This is a genomic window from Clostridium chromiireducens (assembly GCF_002029255.1).
In the GTDB taxonomy this organism is placed as follows: Bacteria; Bacillota; Clostridia; order Clostridiales; family Clostridiaceae; genus Clostridium; species Clostridium chromiireducens.
Genome location: NZ_MZGT01000041.1, coordinates 23,547 through 38,847 on the forward strand (window position 1 = coordinate 23,547; position 15,301 = coordinate 38,847).

General features: G+C 30.1%; 21 protein-coding genes. 15 read left to right on the top strand and 6 right to left on the bottom strand.

The window, feature by feature from the left end:
* Positions 1 to 124: 124 nt before the first annotated feature.
* The 4 genes from arr (at position 125) to CLCHR_RS14960 (ending at position 3,972) form a co-directional block, all read left to right on the top strand.
* Positions 125 to 541 carry an NAD(+)--rifampin ADP-ribosyltransferase gene (gene arr / locus CLCHR_RS14945; RefSeq protein WP_079440640.1) on the top strand — a complete coding sequence of 139 codons (417 nt, stop codon included), beginning with the start codon at positions 125 to 127 and terminating at the stop codon, positions 539 to 541.
* Between the two features lie 248 nt (positions 542 to 789).
* Positions 790 to 1,353 carry a flavin reductase family protein gene (locus tag CLCHR_RS14950; RefSeq protein WP_079440641.1) on the top strand — a complete coding sequence of 188 codons (564 nt, stop codon included), beginning with the start codon at positions 790 to 792 and terminating at the stop codon, positions 1,351 to 1,353.
* 393 nt (positions 1,354 to 1,746) lie between these two features.
* Positions 1,747 to 2,484, top strand: a complete 738-nt coding sequence (locus CLCHR_RS14955; protein WP_079440642.1) for a GNAT family N-acetyltransferase — start codon at positions 1,747 to 1,749, stop codon at positions 2,482 to 2,484.
* 72 nt (positions 2,485 to 2,556) lie between these two features.
* Positions 2,557 to 3,972 carry a family 43 glycosylhydrolase gene (locus tag CLCHR_RS14960; protein WP_079440643.1) on the top strand — a complete coding sequence of 472 codons (1,416 nt, stop codon included), beginning with the start codon at positions 2,557 to 2,559 and terminating at the stop codon, positions 3,970 to 3,972.
* A gap of 206 nt (positions 3,973 to 4,178) precedes the next feature.
* On the opposite strand, the gene CLCHR_RS14965 is transcribed toward CLCHR_RS14960, so the two are convergent.
* Complete coding sequence (locus CLCHR_RS14965) at positions 4,179 to 4,622, bottom strand: stage III sporulation protein AH (protein WP_079440644.1); 444 nt, start codon at positions 4,620 to 4,622, stop codon at positions 4,179 to 4,181.
* An 82-nt stretch (positions 4,623 to 4,704) separates the two neighbouring features.
* The gene (locus CLCHR_RS14970; RefSeq protein WP_079440645.1) at positions 4,705 to 5,043 is read right to left on the bottom strand and encodes a hypothetical protein; all 339 of its coding nucleotides are present in this window, start codon (positions 5,041 to 5,043) and stop codon (positions 4,705 to 4,707) included.
* Positions 5,044 to 5,552: 509 nt separating this feature from the next.
* Here CLCHR_RS14970 and CLCHR_RS14975 point away from each other — a divergent pair.
* Positions 5,553 to 7,049: an MFS transporter gene (locus CLCHR_RS14975; protein WP_079440646.1), complete on the top strand. Its 1,497-nt coding sequence runs from the start codon at positions 5,553 to 5,555 to the stop codon at positions 7,047 to 7,049.
* 150 nt (positions 7,050 to 7,199) lie between these two features.
* Here CLCHR_RS14975 and CLCHR_RS14980 read toward each other — a convergent pair whose 3' ends face one another.
* The 4 genes from CLCHR_RS14980 to CLCHR_RS14995 form a co-directional block, all read right to left on the bottom strand.
* Complete coding sequence (locus tag CLCHR_RS14980) at positions 7,200 to 7,418, bottom strand: DUF2922 domain-containing protein (protein WP_079440647.1); 219 nt, start codon at positions 7,416 to 7,418, stop codon at positions 7,200 to 7,202.
* A gap of 117 nt (positions 7,419 to 7,535) precedes the next feature.
* Complete coding sequence (locus CLCHR_RS14985) at positions 7,536 to 7,760, bottom strand: DUF1659 domain-containing protein (RefSeq protein WP_079440648.1); 225 nt, start codon at positions 7,758 to 7,760, stop codon at positions 7,536 to 7,538.
* Positions 7,761 to 8,063: 303 nt separating this feature from the next.
* Positions 8,064 to 8,381 carry a hypothetical protein gene (locus CLCHR_RS14990; protein WP_079440649.1) on the bottom strand — a complete coding sequence of 106 codons (318 nt, stop codon included), beginning with the start codon at positions 8,379 to 8,381 and terminating at the stop codon, positions 8,064 to 8,066.
* 43 nt (positions 8,382 to 8,424) lie between these two features.
* The gene (locus tag CLCHR_RS14995; protein WP_079440650.1) at positions 8,425 to 8,736 is read right to left on the bottom strand and encodes a hypothetical protein; all 312 of its coding nucleotides are present in this window, start codon (positions 8,734 to 8,736) and stop codon (positions 8,425 to 8,427) included.
* 316 nt (positions 8,737 to 9,052) lie between these two features.
* Between CLCHR_RS14995 and CLCHR_RS15000 the strand changes: the two genes are divergently transcribed.
* From CLCHR_RS15000 to CLCHR_RS15045, 10 genes are all read left to right on the top strand, one after another.
* Positions 9,053 to 9,349: a hypothetical protein gene (locus CLCHR_RS15000; protein ID WP_079440651.1), complete on the top strand. Its 297-nt coding sequence runs from the start codon at positions 9,053 to 9,055 to the stop codon at positions 9,347 to 9,349.
* Between the two features lie 88 nt (positions 9,350 to 9,437).
* Positions 9,438 to 10,139, top strand: a complete 702-nt coding sequence (locus tag CLCHR_RS15005; RefSeq protein WP_079440652.1) for a hypothetical protein — start codon at positions 9,438 to 9,440, stop codon at positions 10,137 to 10,139.
* Positions 10,140 to 10,171: 32 nt separating this feature from the next.
* Positions 10,172 to 10,558, top strand: a complete 387-nt coding sequence (locus tag CLCHR_RS15010) for a VOC family protein (protein ID WP_079440653.1) — start codon at positions 10,172 to 10,174, stop codon at positions 10,556 to 10,558.
* A gap of 88 nt (positions 10,559 to 10,646) precedes the next feature.
* Positions 10,647 to 11,600, top strand: coding sequence for an amidohydrolase family protein (locus CLCHR_RS15015; RefSeq protein WP_079440654.1), 954 nt, complete (start codon positions 10,647 to 10,649; stop codon positions 11,598 to 11,600).
* A 129-nt stretch (positions 11,601 to 11,729) separates the two neighbouring features.
* Positions 11,730 to 12,341, top strand: coding sequence for a hypothetical protein (locus CLCHR_RS15020; RefSeq protein WP_079440655.1), 612 nt, complete (start codon positions 11,730 to 11,732; stop codon positions 12,339 to 12,341).
* A gap of 125 nt (positions 12,342 to 12,466) precedes the next feature.
* Complete coding sequence (locus CLCHR_RS15025) at positions 12,467 to 12,871, top strand: hypothetical protein (protein ID WP_079440656.1); 405 nt, start codon at positions 12,467 to 12,469, stop codon at positions 12,869 to 12,871.
* A gap of 192 nt (positions 12,872 to 13,063) precedes the next feature.
* A complete protein-coding gene (locus tag CLCHR_RS15030) occupies positions 13,064 to 13,558 on the top strand; it encodes a DUF4830 domain-containing protein (protein WP_079440657.1) in 495 nt (164 codons plus the stop codon).
* A gap of 79 nt (positions 13,559 to 13,637) precedes the next feature.
* Positions 13,638 to 14,069, top strand: a complete 432-nt coding sequence (locus tag CLCHR_RS25235) for a DUF4829 domain-containing protein (protein ID WP_242966094.1) — start codon at positions 13,638 to 13,640, stop codon at positions 14,067 to 14,069.
* 92 nt (positions 14,070 to 14,161) lie between these two features.
* Entirely contained in the window at positions 14,162 to 14,899 is a 738-nt protein-coding gene (locus CLCHR_RS15040) for a GNAT family N-acetyltransferase (protein WP_079440658.1), read from the top strand.
* A gap of 107 nt (positions 14,900 to 15,006) precedes the next feature.
* On the top strand, positions 15,007 to 15,300 hold the full coding sequence (locus CLCHR_RS15045) for a WecB/TagA/CpsF family glycosyltransferase (protein WP_278337007.1): 294 nt from the start codon (positions 15,007 to 15,009) through the stop codon (positions 15,298 to 15,300).
* The last annotated feature ends 1 nt before the right edge of the window (position 15,301 follow it).

The following is a 15,301-nucleotide window of genomic DNA, read 5'->3' on the forward strand; positions in this document are numbered from 1 at the left end:
ATGTGACAGTTACAATCTATGTTATAATAAATCTATAATGGTAAGATATTGTTCATCAGTTTTTTGTAATTTGGATACTATAATATCATACATAAATTTGAAAATATAAAAGGAGTGTATCAGCATGAATGATAAAAAAGATGTTTTAGATAGTGGTCCTTTTTTTCATGGCACTAAAGCAGAACTAAAAATTGGAGATTTATTAGAACCACAACACTTATCGAATTACCAAAATAAAAAATCTAACTATATTTATTTTACTGCGACATTAAATGCCGCTAAATGGGGTGCTGAATTAGCGACATCGAAATCAAAAGAAAGAATTTATATTGTAGAACCATTAGGTGAATTTGAAAATGACCCTAACTTAACTGACAAGAGATTTCCTGGAAATCCAACACGTTCTTATAGGTCTAAATCTCCTTTGAAAATAATAGCTGAATTGGGTTCATGGGAAAGACATTCCGATGAAGAAATAAATCATATGCTTTCATCTTTAAAAAAGTTAAGTGATGAAGGAAAAAATGTAATATACGATTAATCCATAAATATGCAATTAGCAATATTTATAAATATTAAATTTTCAGATGCCGTATTATTCAAATTTGAATTTGCGGTATTTTTGCTATACAATGCTAAATTACAATTATTTTATATTAATAATATTTATTTTGGGGCGTAATCTATCTATATGATAACTTATAGAAAAGAAATAGTCTATATTTTTTGAAATTAATCTATATAATTATTATTGTTGCAACAAATAAATAATTGAATTGGAGAAAGAATATGATAAAGAAGAAAATAGCAAATATCCCTTTTGGACCATTTATTACAGTTTTAGCAGGGGCCATGGTTAATGGAAAGCCAAACTATGCTACAATAGGTGCATATGGTGTTGTAAGTGAGAAACCTGTACTGTATATTTCATTGAAAAATTCCCACTATACAACTTCAGGCGTAGTAGAAAATGGATTCTTCAGTGTAAACATACCATCCTCTGAATCTGTTTATAATACTGATCTTTGTGGGTGCGTCTCTGGTAATAAAGAGGATAAATCCAATGTATTTGATTCTTTTTATGATGCTGCAGGAAATGCACCAATGATAAAAGAATGTCCTGTAAATTATCTTTGTAAGGTAATACAGACAATTCCTATATTTGATTTTACGATGTTTATTGGAGAAATTGTTGCAGTATATGCAAATGAAGACTGTCTGGAAAATGGAACACCAAATGCCCTAAAGGTTAAGCCAACAATTATGATGTATCCAGGGTACTATGATCTAAAGGATAAAGTTGGTACATTATTTAAAACATATAGGAGCATGAGTACCGATGAACCTAGATAAAAGTCACTAATTAAAGCCACAGGAGATGACCCAGCAGGTTTAAGTCTTATGGGTATTTTAGCAACAAGTATCATCACTGCTGTTGTAGGCGTGCACCAAAAACTATTAAAAATATATCATGAGTGTATTTGTCTAGTATGTCTTTTACTTAATTTGTATATTAACAGATAGTTCAAAATTGAACTATCTGTTTTAATATGTATATATCGACAATAAAGAATAATAAAATCTAGCTTAATGATAAATTCTTCTACTTATTATATTGATTAAAATTGGAAAATATAGTACCATTGTATACAATTACATGTTTAATGGTAATAATTTAGGTTTTGTGAATATTCATTTCAAGCAAACAAAGCAAGTTAATTAATTTTATTTAGGAGATTACATTTTATGGAGAGATTTTTTATAGATAGCATAATTAAGAAATATTTAGCAGAACAGTTTTTTTCCAATTTATCAGTATTAGAAGAAGACAGTACTACTTTTACTATAAATAGTCTTAGTAAATCACCATATATTAAAATTATGGCATTTAATAAATGTGTTATTATAAATACTTCTAAATCTATTCATTCAAAGGTTAAATCAGCATTGAGTAATAAAAGCAGGGATGAAATATTTGAGTTTCCATTTATATATGGACAAACAATACATTATATACCAGATGTTAAAAAGATTCAGAAAGTAGAACTTCTTGAGGAGTATACATATGAATTATTGCAAGGCAATGATATTTATAAGTTGAGGGGTATTGAAGGTTTTGATAATTCAATAGTTTTTGATTGCAATGGAAATACTTCAACAAAAATTGTATTTTTAGCTAAAAAAGATGATGAAATTGTTGGGCTGGCAGGGGCAGGAGAAGAAACAGAAAAATTATGGGAAATAGGGGTAGATGTGAAGTCTGAATATCGCAAAGGTGGCCTCGGAACAAAATTAGTATCTAACTTAACATTAGATATTATTAAGCAAGGGATAGTTCCTTTTTATTCTGCTTCAATAACTAATCTTGGCTCTCAGATGGTGGCTAATCGTAGTGGTTACATACCATACTGGATTGATACATATGGTAATATACTTGATGGTAGTTCGCCTTATAATATTTATGTTAAGAATTTGGAATTATAAAATAGTAAAATCAACGGGTTCAGGTATTTTTCTTATGCCTGACAAATTTATCGCATTAAAGGAGAGAAAAAAATGAAAAAACAAGGCTTTAATCCTTATCTTCCATCGTGGGAATATATCCCTGACGGAGAACCTTATATTTTTGACAACAGAGTTTATGTATATGGATCTCATGATCGTTTTAATGGATATGCATACTGTTTAAATGACTATGTGTGTTGGTCTGCACCGGTGGACAACCTTGCTGATTGGCGTTATGAAGGTGTTATTTTAAAAGCTACTGATGTTGAAAATAATGAAGACCGTGATAGTTGTCTATACGCTCCAGATGTTGCAGTAGGACAAGATGGCAGATATTATTTATACTATGTTGACAGTAAGCGTTCTATCGTTTCTGTTGCGGTATGTGATACACCAGCAGGCAAATATGAATTTTATGGATATGTTCATTATTCTGACGGAACATATCTTGGAAATAGGGAGGGGGATGAGCCTCAATTTGACCCTGGAGTACTTAGAGAGGGAGACAGAACCTATCTTTATACAGGTTTTTGTGCAAGAGGTGACAAATCTAGAAGTGGAGCTATGGCAACAGTACTTGGTCCAGATATGTTGACAATCATTGAAGAGCCTGTAATTATCGTGCCAAGTGAACCTTATAGTGAAGGCTCAGGCTTTGAAGGTTTCGAATTTTTTGAAGCTCCATCAATTAGAAAGCATGGAGATACTTACTATTTTGTATATTCCTCTATTTCAATGCACGAATTATGCTATGCTACTAGTAAACATCCAACAAAGGACTTTAAATATGGAGGAGTAATTATAAGCAATAATGATCTTCATATCAGCTCTTACAAGCCTGCTGAAAAACCAATGTTTTATGGCGGGAACAACCATGGAAGTATAATTGAAATTAATGGACAATGGTATATTTTCTATCATAGACACACTAATGGAACTAATTTTAGCAGACAGGGCTGCATGGAGAAAATTGAAATTTTACCGAGTGGAATAATTCCGCAGGTGGAAATGACTTCATGCGGTTCCAATGATGGGCCGCTTAAGGGACAAGGAGAATATCCAGCTTATCTAGCATGTAATTTATTCTGTAAAGAAGAATCTGTTTATACTGATTTTACAGCCTCATGGATGAATAATCAATTTCCAAAGATAACTCAGGATGGAAAAGACGGTGATGAAGAAATCGGATATATTGCTAATATGAAGGATTCTGCCACTGCCGGTTTTAAATATTTTGATTGCAAGGGCATAAGGAAAGTTAAAATTAAAGCTCGTGGATATGCAAAAGGTGACTTTGAAGTAAAAACATCATGGGATGGTCTATCTCTTGGAAAAATATCGATTGGGTTTTCAAATGTGTGGAAGGAATATTCATCTGATATTGTAATCCCTGATGGAATTCAAGCAATATATATTACCTTTACAGGCGATGGAAGCGCAAGCCTTGCATCCTTTACTTTAGAATAAGAATAAGTGGAGGAATGTCAGCTTCTAATTTCCGCTGTACTTAAGGTATAGCGGAAGATATTATATTGATATCAATTGGTCCTAATTGCTTTTAAGAATTTATTGCTGTGTTTTAATATAATGTTGCAATATAGACTAATAAAAATTATAGGTGGATTGTCCACCTATAATACTTAATATATGAATATGGTGTATTAAATAAAGTTCTATAATCTCACTTTTAAGCCTTCAATTTTCAGTATTTTATCAATTTCTTCTTTATCATCTGTTAATATATAACTTTCACGTTCATGTGCGGTATTAATCAACCAAGGGGTACCACTCTTTAGAAAAGATAAATCCTCTGGTAAATTTGGTTGAACCCATTCATGAAATGAGTTTGATACTTGCTTTAGTGTTTCTTTAGCATGATTATCAGTATTATAGTAATACACCAAGGCAGGTTGCTCACCAAAGTATTCTGTACCTGGCCATTCAAATTGCTCTTTTACCTCTTTTAAAGAAGATTGTAATTTTTCTAAAACATGATTAACATTGACAGTCACACTAATGTCTTTTCGTATTACTAATATAAATTCATCACAAATCCCAAAAACTAAATCTATTAAATCTCTATAAACCTTTTCTTTAGAGTTATCTTCAATAAACATAACTTCCCTCCTTGTATAACTTCGTCGTAATTTACAAATGTGAAACTAACCCAAATAGGTGAATTTAGTATTATCAAATTTTTTATTGAATAAAACCTACTTTTTGGGGTATCTCCCCGCTTTTCTTATAATCATTAAAGATATGAACTATAATACGTAGTGCTAAATAATCGAATTTAATATCTTTAAAGCGATTAAATGCATTCTTACATTCTTTTATTATCTTTATTCTTCCATCTTGGATTGCTTTAGTATAACTATCTTCGTCAAGTACATTCTTCTCAATAGAAATCAATCCATCATACAGAAGGCAATCACCCTTATCGCATGGTGCATTCCAATTTTCTCCTGAATACTCATATATTAAGCATCCATCTCTTTCTTCTTTATATTTACCATAACCCGTAAACCCTAAACTCATTTATACCACCTCAATCAAAGCCATTTATTCAATTATATTTCGCAACAATTTACTATTGTTCATTAAATTATAGTTTATAACAACACTTATTATAACATAATTTACAAAATATAACACATTATATACATACATTGGCATATGTCATCATATAAGTTAGGAATTATTAAATAGGATTTACGGTAAAGGGCGATAAATATTAAGCTACTTCATATTTAGTAACTTGTCTTTGAGTTGTTGTTAGATGTTTATGATCATAATTCTTATTCATTATAATTACTTTCAATAAACTTAGAGGAATCCACTTTCAAATAAATTATATCCACCTTGTATCAGAAAAATAATGTAAGACTAACTTCGTCTAAGATGAATTTACTCTTGCAAACAAGAAATTACCTTTTCATTTTAGGGAAAAAAATTAAGATATTTATTGACTTGGAGTAGACTCTAAGGTGTAGAATTAGAAGGTCGTTTAATTTTTAATGGTACTATGAAGGAGGAGTTTTTCGAAGATGAGTAACAAAGGAACTTTGATTGTAACGCTGGCGCTATTATTATCAAATGCAATGGCGGGTTTAGATGCAACAATTGTCAACACTGCATTGCCAGCAATCATAAGTGATTTACATGGAATTCAATACATGGGTTGGATAGTAGCTGTTTTTTTGCTGGGAATGGCAGTAGTAACTCCGCTTTGGAGTAAATTAGGAGAACGCATCGGAAACAAAAAAACATATCAAATAGCCACATTATTATTTGCTATTGGTTCAATATTTCAAGCATTATCAAGTAATATTATATTTTTCTTGATTGCAAGAACCGTTATGGGAATAGGCGCAGGTGGAATGAATACTATCCCGTTTATTATTTATGCAGACTTGTATAAGAATTTAAGGAAGAGGGCAAAGGTTATTGGGTATGCTACAGCAAGCTTTAGTGCAGCTTCAATTATTGGACCACTAATTGGTGGCTTTATAGTCGATATTTTTAGTTGGCATTGGGTATTCTATATTAATGCTCCAATTGCATTAATTTCAATACTAAGTGTTCAATTTTTCTTTAAAGAGCCTAAAAGAATTTCTTCAGGTGAAAAAATTGATTATTTAGGTGCTGGCATTATGGTAATCAGTTTAGTAACACTTTTAACAGGTATTCAAATGATAGGGACAGGTTCATTAAGCTTAGTTAGTATCGTAATTATTGTCGGCTTAATTTTATTGATAGTATTATTTGAAGTCGAAGAAAAGGCAGCTGATCCTATAATTCCTAATAGACTTTTTAAAAATGGTCCATTAGTAGTTGATTTTATATTATTTTCTACTTTATGGGGAGCGTTTGTTGCTTTTAATATATACATACCAATGTGGGCGCAAGGATTGCTTGGATTAAGTGCTTTAATTGGAGGTGCGACTCAGATTCCAGGTTCTATTACAAACTTTCTTGGCTCAGTAGTTGGATCATCTATGCACTCAAGATTGGGTAAATACCGTATAGTTGCTTTGGGAACCTTAGCCTTTATAATTTCTTTTGGTATTATGGCATTAGCCGGAATAACTATACCATTGTGGCTTTTATTAGTAGCAGGAGCATTTCAAGGTTTTGGTCTAGGTTTAAGTTTTAATGTTTTACAAATAAGTGTGCAAGAAGATGCAGAAAAGAGAGATATTCCAATTGCAACATCATTTGCATACCTTTTACGTATTTTGAGCCAAACATTTATGTCATCAATATATGGAGTAATACTAAATCATGCCTTAATTAAAGGTGTAGCTGAATCTAATGGAAAAATTTCTATTGATATGCTAAACAAATTAAGTGATTCTCAAAGTGCAGTGGATTTGCCTAAAAATTCATTACCACTTATGCAACAGATTATGTATGGTGGTTTACACAATATCATGATAGTTGCACTAGTTTTATTAACTATTGCTCTGATTTTCAATCTTGGAATGCAGTTGAAAATCAAGAAAGAAAAATTGTATAACGTTTCACTAGACTATACAAGATAGGAAGAATTTTAGTTAGATATTCATTTAAGAAGAGCGCATCATAGCTCGGAATTATTAAATAGGATTTATTGTAAAGGGCGATACATATAAAAAAAATAAAGGCTTATCCAATTTTGATTTTGGATAAGCCTTTATTTTTCTAACTCAATTTTATGCTACTTCATATTTAGTAACTTGTCTTTGAGTTAATTGAGCACCGGATTTCTTAGCTAAATCGCCAGAATTAGTTTTGAAAATATTTTTGGCGATGATTGTATCCATAAGTGTATTTACTTCACCTTTAGTGAGAGTAGATTTAACACCAGAAATGCTTAAAGTACTCTTCTCACCAGCTATAGTTAAAAAAGTCATAACTAAAGTATATTCCATCTAATTTACCTCCTTTCATTGGGTTTAGAGTTAAGGAAGTTAAATCATATACATGATTTAACTAAGTTCGAGAAACCAAATCATAGATTTGGACTCTCACTTATCTCACTTATCTGCTTAAGCATTAACTAGACTAGAAGATTCATTTATAAAGTAATCTCTAGTTGAAGCTTCTAAAACATCTTTGATTGCTTCAGCAACATCAAAGACATTTTGAGGGGCAGCATTTGTTTTTACATTAGAAAAAGTTTTTTTACTGTAAATTGCATCGCCGGCCTTATCTGTCCCGCTTTGAACTTCAATGCTTAATGATGCAGTTTCAATTGATTTAGTAACAGCCATAGTTTTTTACCTCCTTCATTTTGTTTTCATAAAGGATATATGTACAAAATTGAAAGATTACCTATTTTCATAAAAAATATAACAAAAAAGAAAGTAAGTAGTAATTAATCAAAATTTACAATATATGTTATGATTAACTCAAAGGTAAATTAAAAGAATTTGCAGAGTAATAAATAATTTAGAATGAAGAACGAACTGCTACTTAATTATTTTAGCTATTAAGAAAAACAAGATAGGATGGTGTTTAAAATCAGTTCAACATGTAGAAATTGTGTATAAACAAAAAGACGCTATAAGTGTCTTTTAAGCAATAATCACTTCACCTTTTCCGATAATTACAATTCTATAACTAGGTTCAAGAGGGATTAAGCTATAGTTTTCTGATTTGGGAGGTAAATGAATAGATTGTATTTGACGTTGCTCTTCATCAAAAAGTGCTACATAAGCACTATTATCAAGTGATACATTTTGAATAGTATAACGATTTTTAGGCGTAATATTGAGGTTAGATAATTGATAAACACCTTCCTTAAATGAAGTTATTGCAAATGAGGGAATTAATGCAAGATAATTAAAGAATAAACATACTAAAATCAATGTCACTGTAATATTTTTTTTCATAATATAAGATCACCTTCCAAATAAGTAATATAAATGTCACTTTTTAATCAATAAAAACATCTCCTTTGCCAACTATCGCAATTCTGTAGTCCGGTTTAAGTGGTAATAAATTATATTTCCCAGATTGAGGGGATAAGCGTATAGATTGCAGTTGAAGTTGATTTTCATCAAACAGAAGTATATAAACACTATCTTTCGGAGATACATTTTGAACACTATAGGTATTTTCTGGCGAAAAATTAAAATCAGATGCTTTATAAATACCCTCCTTAAAAAGGTTAGCAGCAAATGCGGAGAGTGTCAGATTAAATAATAAAAATATTGAAATTAAGAGTAGTAGTATAAGTTTTTTCATAGCATAACCACCTTAAGATATAATATAAACAACAATTATCAATAATATTATTATGTGAAATTTAAAATCAAATATTCAAATTTTAGGTTGGTGATTTAATGGAGAGAACTTACTATACAATTCTAAAAAAGTATTACCCGAATATTATTTAAAACTGAACCTCAAAGGATAAGCAGGGATGAAATTCCGAATGTCTTTATTTCATATACAAAAAAATACCATGCAAGTAATAAAATTAAATTATTTTTTAAAAATATGTTATAATTAACATATAATGTTAGGAAAGTATTTTATTTATTTAAGGAGAATTATTTTTATGAAAGGTTATTATTATTTTGTGGCAACTGCAACGTTTATTATATCTTTTTTAATATGTTTCAATGTTGGCTTAAAATTGGATATAGAAAAATTCATAAGTGGTAAAATGATCAGAAGAATTGGACTGGTTCTAATTTCTTTTTTATTTAATATTGTTGGCTCTTTAATTATAGAAAATTTAAATATTACAAAAGAATACCGATTTTTGATTGAGAGCTTTTTTGTTATTGGACCAGCAACAGCTATTTTTGTTTGGGCATTGCCAGTAAAATTAAATCGTAATGGTCATGATTAACAATTAATAGAAGTATTGAAGGAATGGCTAAACAGTCCAAAAATATTTTTGTTTTATTATAATTATTTGTGTTATTAGGGGTGAGAATTTGGATAAGCTATTTAAAATGAAAAAGGGAATACTTAGCTGCTTGGGAATAATAACATTGTTTATATTAATGGGAAATAGTAATAATGTGCCAGAAACCTTTGTTGAAAGGATATTTGCTCCAATAAGAGGTGATAGCTGGAGGTTTTCTTATGCTGGATTAATAGTTATAGTAGGATTATACTATTGTTTAAAAAATTTCAATGAAATTAAAGAAAACTTTTTAATTAGCACATCATTTAGAAGAATTATTATAACAATTGTTCTAATGAATATTTTTTCTGCCGCGTGGGTGCATTGTATTCAAATATATAAAGGATTTTCTAATGATTTAAATGCCATATACCTTGATAGAGAGAAAACTTCTGTAGAACTTCATGGAGATAAAGATAAGCTTATTGTATATGGAACAATGCATATAGTAAATTGTAGTAATAATGTACAAAAATTTCAGATAAAAGTTAAGGCTCCTTTTTTAGTAAAAGAAGATATAAGTAAAGATTATATTACATTAACAAATGAGTTTACAGTACCTCAAAATAAAGAAGAAACTTTAAATGTAAATGATGTAATAAAATTTGATAAAGAAGGCCAATATTCAGGCTATAGCTCAAAAGCATTCGAATATATATTGTTTAATGAAAAAGGGGAATCGCTTTTTAAAGGCAAGTTAGATCAATATCAAATGGATGAATTAAATTAATAAATTTATATGTAATAAAGGAAGGAATTATTATGAAAAGATCAATGATGCAAGCATATGTTACAAGAAGTGATGAGGCGGTAGCTCTTTACCAAAAGGCTTTTGATGCTGTTCTCATTAGCAGTTATCCAAATGAAGATGGAACATTTTTTCATTCAGAACTTGATATTCAAGGGGAAATTTTAGCTGTGGCAGAACAAAATTCAGAATATGCCATAATTGGTGAGGAAACGGTTACTGGTAACGTAATGCAGTTTTGTTTACATTATGGAGAAGGTAATGAAGAAAAGGTGCGGAAAGCATATGAAGTTTTAAAAACTGATGCTAAAATTTTAGTGCCTCTTGCACCATGTGAATTCAGTCCACTTATGGCAGATTTTATTGATAAATATGGCATTAGATGGTGCTTATTTGTTTAGTGCGACTTTTGGAGTAATATGATCCCAAATTTCAATCTAATATTGAGTACTATAAATTATAAACTTATAGAAGGTAAAAGGTGATAGAATGAAGGACAGATTTTCAAATGAATTCATAGATGCACTTGAAAAAGAAGATATAAAAGCTTTAAGGGGGATTCCAAAGGCTGATTTACATAATCATTTTGCACTAGGTGGAAATCGAGAATACATTAGAGAAGTTACAGAAATAGAAATACCATATTATAAAGGTATATTGAAATCTATGGATGATATGCATAAATGGAATAGCATATATTTAGGTGAGAGATTCAATAATAGGGAGATGAGAAAGCTTCAAATTGATGCTACGTTTGTACAAGCTAATTTAGACGGAATTAAAATACTTGAAATCGGAGAAGATGTCTGGGGATTAGGAGAGTTTTTTAATAATGATATTGAAGAGCTTATTAATACTTTTTCGGAATCAAATAAGAGATTTGCACCAGAAACAGAGTTAAGACTACAAATAGGTCTTTCTAGACATTGCTCCATTGATTATTTATTAGATTGTTTAGAAAATTTTTGGGGAAGAAAAGAATTTTATTCAATTGATTTATATGGAGATGAATTAGCACAACCAATAGAAAATTTTGAACCTATATATATAAAGGCTAAGGATAATGGACTGAGATTGAAGGCACATATTGGTGAGTGGGGAAATGCTGATGATATAAAAAAAGGTGTTGAAATATTAGGGCTTGATGAAATTCAACATGGAATTTCGGCTGTGGAATCAGGTAAAGTTATACAATATTTAATAGATAATAAAATAAGATTAAATATAACGCCTACAAGTAATGAAAAACTAGGTCGTGTAAGATCTATATGTGAGCATCCAATTAAAGAATTATATAGAGCAGGAGTAGATGTAACTATTAATTCTGATGATATATTAATTTTTGATAGTGATGTTTCAAAGGAATATCTAAGATTATATAAAAACCATGTATTGTTAGCAGAAGAGCTTGACAGCATACGGGTAAATGGGTTAAGTAAGTGAGAACTAAGGAAGAGTCTTAAATTTTCATATGTACCTGAATGATAAATTCCAATTGAGTGGAGATTAAATTGATAATTATTGATATATGATAGCAGCAAAATTATGGCGCATAAATAAGGAGGAGCAGCTATGAGTATTAGTGGAATTATAATAAGTATCTTCTTGTTAGCAGTCACAGTTCTTGCTGTAGAACTCATAAAGAAAAAGCTCACAATAAAGAAGGTATTTAAAAGAATCATTATAATCTTACTATTAATAAGTTGTACTGCATTGGGTGCTTATAAATGTTTACAGAGGTCAAGTAGTTTTATGTTTACCAAAACAACATCCCTTAGCCAAGAGAACATAGATGGTATTTCAATGTATGAGAGTATTGATAGTAAGGAATTTGTACAAAAGTATGGTACAAACCTCGAAAGAATTGATAATGCTTTATTTGACTACTATAAACTAAGTGATGGTTTAGAAATTGCTACAAATAAGCAGAGGCAAATTATTAGAGTTGTTATTAATAGCGATGTCAAAAGTAATATGAAGACAAGTAAAGGTATTGGGTTAGGCAGTTCAGTTGATGATATAATTAATGCTTATGGGACTAACTATTATAAGAGAACTGAGGAACAAATGCCTAGTTCGCCAGTAATTGGATATGTAGACCATGAAAGAAATGTAACAATTGAATTTTGGAATGTGGAAAATAGAGTAGTAGAAATAAGATATGATATTACTTCCATGGAATAATATTATATTTAAATACGCTATATTATCAACACTATTCTTTAACATAGCTAAAAATAAAATTTGAAGCTGCTATCACCACTATAATTAAACTGCGAAATAAAATTAATATAATCTGGAGGTTAATAATGAATAGTAAAATAGAATTTGATTCAGAATTTTGTAATGTAAAATACATTGAGAAGGATAATATAGTATTTTTAACTTGGAAGAAATTCTGCTGCTTAGATGATTATAGAAAACCAACAATGTTTGCGTTAGAGTTAATGAAACAATATCCTAATAGCAATTTTGTTGTTGATGCAAGAAATGGATTTGAAGATGATAAAGCAGATGTTGAATGGGGATTTTCTTTTTTGCTTCCAGAAATGGCAAAAACGGATTGTAATTATGTTGTGTTTATAATGAATGAAGTTAAAGAAATAGAAGAAGAAATGGATATGTGGACGAAAGAATTTGAGAAGTATTTTGTTGTGAAAAAAGTAGAAAATTATTCAGAAGCAGTTGAATTTATATTAAGGAAATGTGTATAGTCTCAATTTATAATTAATTATTCATCTTCCTATGAGATTGTTTCATTAGACATATTACTTGTGTTAGGAGACACTAGAAAAGGAAAGTATATGCAAAGGTTAGCCATATTTTTTAAATTAATGTAATAGTAAAATATGGTGAACATAATGCATTATTATATATGAAAAAATGAAATTATCGGGAGTATTTATATGAAAAAATTGTTAATTTTATTAAACGGAATAATATTTATAATATTTATTGGCTGTACGCCTAATATTACTGGTGATGAAAAAACAGCAGAGGATTTTATTAAATATCAAGGTTATACTATCATTGCTCGAAAAGGTGAAATACAGAAATATACATTAGAAAGAAGTAAACTTTATGGAGGAATTAATACACTTGAATATCAACAAGCCTGGGCAGTGCAAACAGTAGAACCAGATAAGTATTTTGGAAAGGAAATAGTTGTATATGGTTATACAGTAAAAAACCACCCTATGCAAAAAGAAGATAGAAATGCTAAAGATGGTGTTAATGTATATGTAATGTTATGTGAAGGGAATATCATTGGAGGATATTCATATCCTAATGCTGATGTTGTTGGAGCATTTAGTTCACTAGATGGCAAAACATTAGAAGAAGTAACGGGATTAAGTTATAAAGAGTGGCAAGACAACTGGAAAACTAAGTATAGCAATTAGATATCTAGCGACTTTCGTATAAAATATAACAGTAAATTATTATTATTTATTATATGATTTTAAATGGGGTGGAATTTATATGAGAAAAATAGTATTTTTTCTTTGTCTAATTTTAGTAGGAGTCTCTTTTGTGGTTTATAAACAAGTTGGAAAAACTGATAATGTTGTAGTGAGTATTGGAGCAACTGACAAGTTCAGTGAGAATGAATTAAATGATGCAGTGAATTGCGTAGAAAAAAGTTTTAAAAGTTATAAGGGATGTACTCTGACAAAATTATGGTATGATGAAAAAAAATCGGATCAATTTATTGAAGGTTATTTGAAAAATGGGAGAGGTTCAGTGAATGGTGTCAAACCTGAAAATGTAATTGTTTTGCTATCAAATTTTGATGTAGATTCATCAGGTGGGGATGGAAGTTTAAATCCAAATTCAACTTATGATAATTATAATTGGATATTAATAAGGGGCAGTAAAATGGATAATTGGAAAGTTGATGATCGTGGATATTAAAAGAAAATAACTAAATACGTTGTATTGATAATATAATTTAAAGTTGTAACTATTACGAATTGATATTATGTTTACATAAGGGTGCTAAGTATATGATTAATAAGAAAATTATGATGGAATGCGTATACAATCAACTTGCTATTGATTACAATTGCTCTCCAGATGATTTCCTAAAAGAAGGGATTATTTTTACAGAAGCAAAACAAAATGAAGGAAGACGAACTTTTCCGTGGATAACACCGCGATTGGAAATGATTACAATGGGAAACGGCGTAGTAATAAATGCATCTACAGATATTTTGCCATTAGTTTATCAACAGCTTGAAGGTAAGACAAGATATGAAGTAATGAATATGCCATTCATTTACGGTGTGAACCCTTATTTTCTTCCGGATTTAGACAAGATTACTCTTTCGAGTAGAAATAAAGAGTTTGAATATGTAACTATTGAAAAAGATGATATACAAAAGCTTTATGATTTGAAAGATTTTAATTATGCATTGCAATATGATATTAATAGTCAAAATCCCAAAATGGTAGCGGCTATAGCTAAATATAAAGATACGATTGTTGGAATAGCAAGCGCAAGTGCTGAATGCAAGACTATGTGGCAGATCAGTGTTGATGTTTTATTGCCATATAGAGGGAATAAACTTGCCACTATTCTAGTAAATACATTAACACTTGAAGTACTTAATCGTGGATATATTCCATATTACAGTACAGATTGTAGCAATGTTATTTCTCAACGAGTGGCAGTTCAAGCAGGTTATCTCCCTGCATGGTCGCATTGCTTTAGAACAAGGTTGAGTGAATTATTGAAATCCTAGAGGAGATATTTATGGGTTGATGAACAAAATGAGCATAATCTACACTTGGTGCAGATCTAATAACTCCTGATGGAGTAGGGATTGTTTGGGCTTCAAGATTAATAAGAATTTCAAATCCTGATATTCTTATAGTTGCATTAGGGTCACCACTTGCTGATAAATGGATTTATAGCAATAAAAATAACATTAATACTAAAGTTGTTTTTGGTGTGGGAGGAAGTCTTGATGTAATCACTGGAAGAGTGAAACGTACTCCAGAAATTTTAAAAAAGTTAAATTTAGAATGGTTACATAGAAGGATAACTCAACCTTCAAGAAGGGCAAGGCAGAAAAAGCTAAAAGTTTTTGCATACAGGGTTTTTATTGAAATACTTCCTATGAATAAAATCCAATCTTCATAAA

Coding starts and splice junctions, on each gene's coding strand:
- arr (WP_079440640.1), top strand. CDS start 125: ATGAATGATAAAAAAGATGTTTTAGATAGTGGTCCTTTTTTTCATGGC.
- CLCHR_RS14950 (WP_079440641.1), top strand. CDS start 790: ATGATAAAGAAGAAAATAGCAAATATCCCTTTTGGACCATTTATTACA.
- CLCHR_RS14955 (WP_079440642.1), top strand. CDS start 1,747: ATGGAGAGATTTTTTATAGATAGCATAATTAAGAAATATTTAGCAGAA.
- CLCHR_RS14960 (WP_079440643.1), top strand. CDS start 2,557: ATGAAAAAACAAGGCTTTAATCCTTATCTTCCATCGTGGGAATATATC.
- CLCHR_RS14965 (WP_079440644.1), bottom strand. CDS start 4,622: ATGTTTATTGAAGATAACTCTAAAGAAAAGGTTTATAGAGATTTAATA.
- CLCHR_RS14970 (WP_079440645.1), bottom strand. CDS start 5,043: ATGAGTTTAGGGTTTACGGGTTATGGTAAATATAAAGAAGAAAGAGAT.
- CLCHR_RS14975 (WP_079440646.1), top strand. CDS start 5,553: ATGAGTAACAAAGGAACTTTGATTGTAACGCTGGCGCTATTATTATCA.
- CLCHR_RS14980 (WP_079440647.1), bottom strand. CDS start 7,418: ATGGAATATACTTTAGTTATGACTTTTTTAACTATAGCTGGTGAGAAG.
- CLCHR_RS14985 (WP_079440648.1), bottom strand. CDS start 7,760: ATGGCTGTTACTAAATCAATTGAAACTGCATCATTAAGCATTGAAGTT.
- CLCHR_RS14990 (WP_079440649.1), bottom strand. CDS start 8,381: ATGAAAAAAAATATTACAGTGACATTGATTTTAGTATGTTTATTCTTT.
- CLCHR_RS14995 (WP_079440650.1), bottom strand. CDS start 8,736: ATGAAAAAACTTATACTACTACTCTTAATTTCAATATTTTTATTATTT.
- CLCHR_RS15000 (WP_079440651.1), top strand. CDS start 9,053: ATGAAAGGTTATTATTATTTTGTGGCAACTGCAACGTTTATTATATCT.
- CLCHR_RS15010 (WP_079440653.1), top strand. CDS start 10,172: ATGAAAAGATCAATGATGCAAGCATATGTTACAAGAAGTGATGAGGCG.
- CLCHR_RS15015 (WP_079440654.1), top strand. CDS start 10,647: ATGAAGGACAGATTTTCAAATGAATTCATAGATGCACTTGAAAAAGAA.
- CLCHR_RS15020 (WP_079440655.1), top strand. CDS start 11,730: ATGAGTATTAGTGGAATTATAATAAGTATCTTCTTGTTAGCAGTCACA.
- CLCHR_RS15025 (WP_079440656.1), top strand. CDS start 12,467: ATGAATAGTAAAATAGAATTTGATTCAGAATTTTGTAATGTAAAATAC.
- CLCHR_RS15030 (WP_079440657.1), top strand. CDS start 13,064: ATGAAAAAATTGTTAATTTTATTAAACGGAATAATATTTATAATATTT.
- CLCHR_RS25235 (WP_242966094.1), top strand. CDS start 13,638: ATGAGAAAAATAGTATTTTTTCTTTGTCTAATTTTAGTAGGAGTCTCT.
- CLCHR_RS15040 (WP_079440658.1), top strand. CDS start 14,162: ATGATTAATAAGAAAATTATGATGGAATGCGTATACAATCAACTTGCT.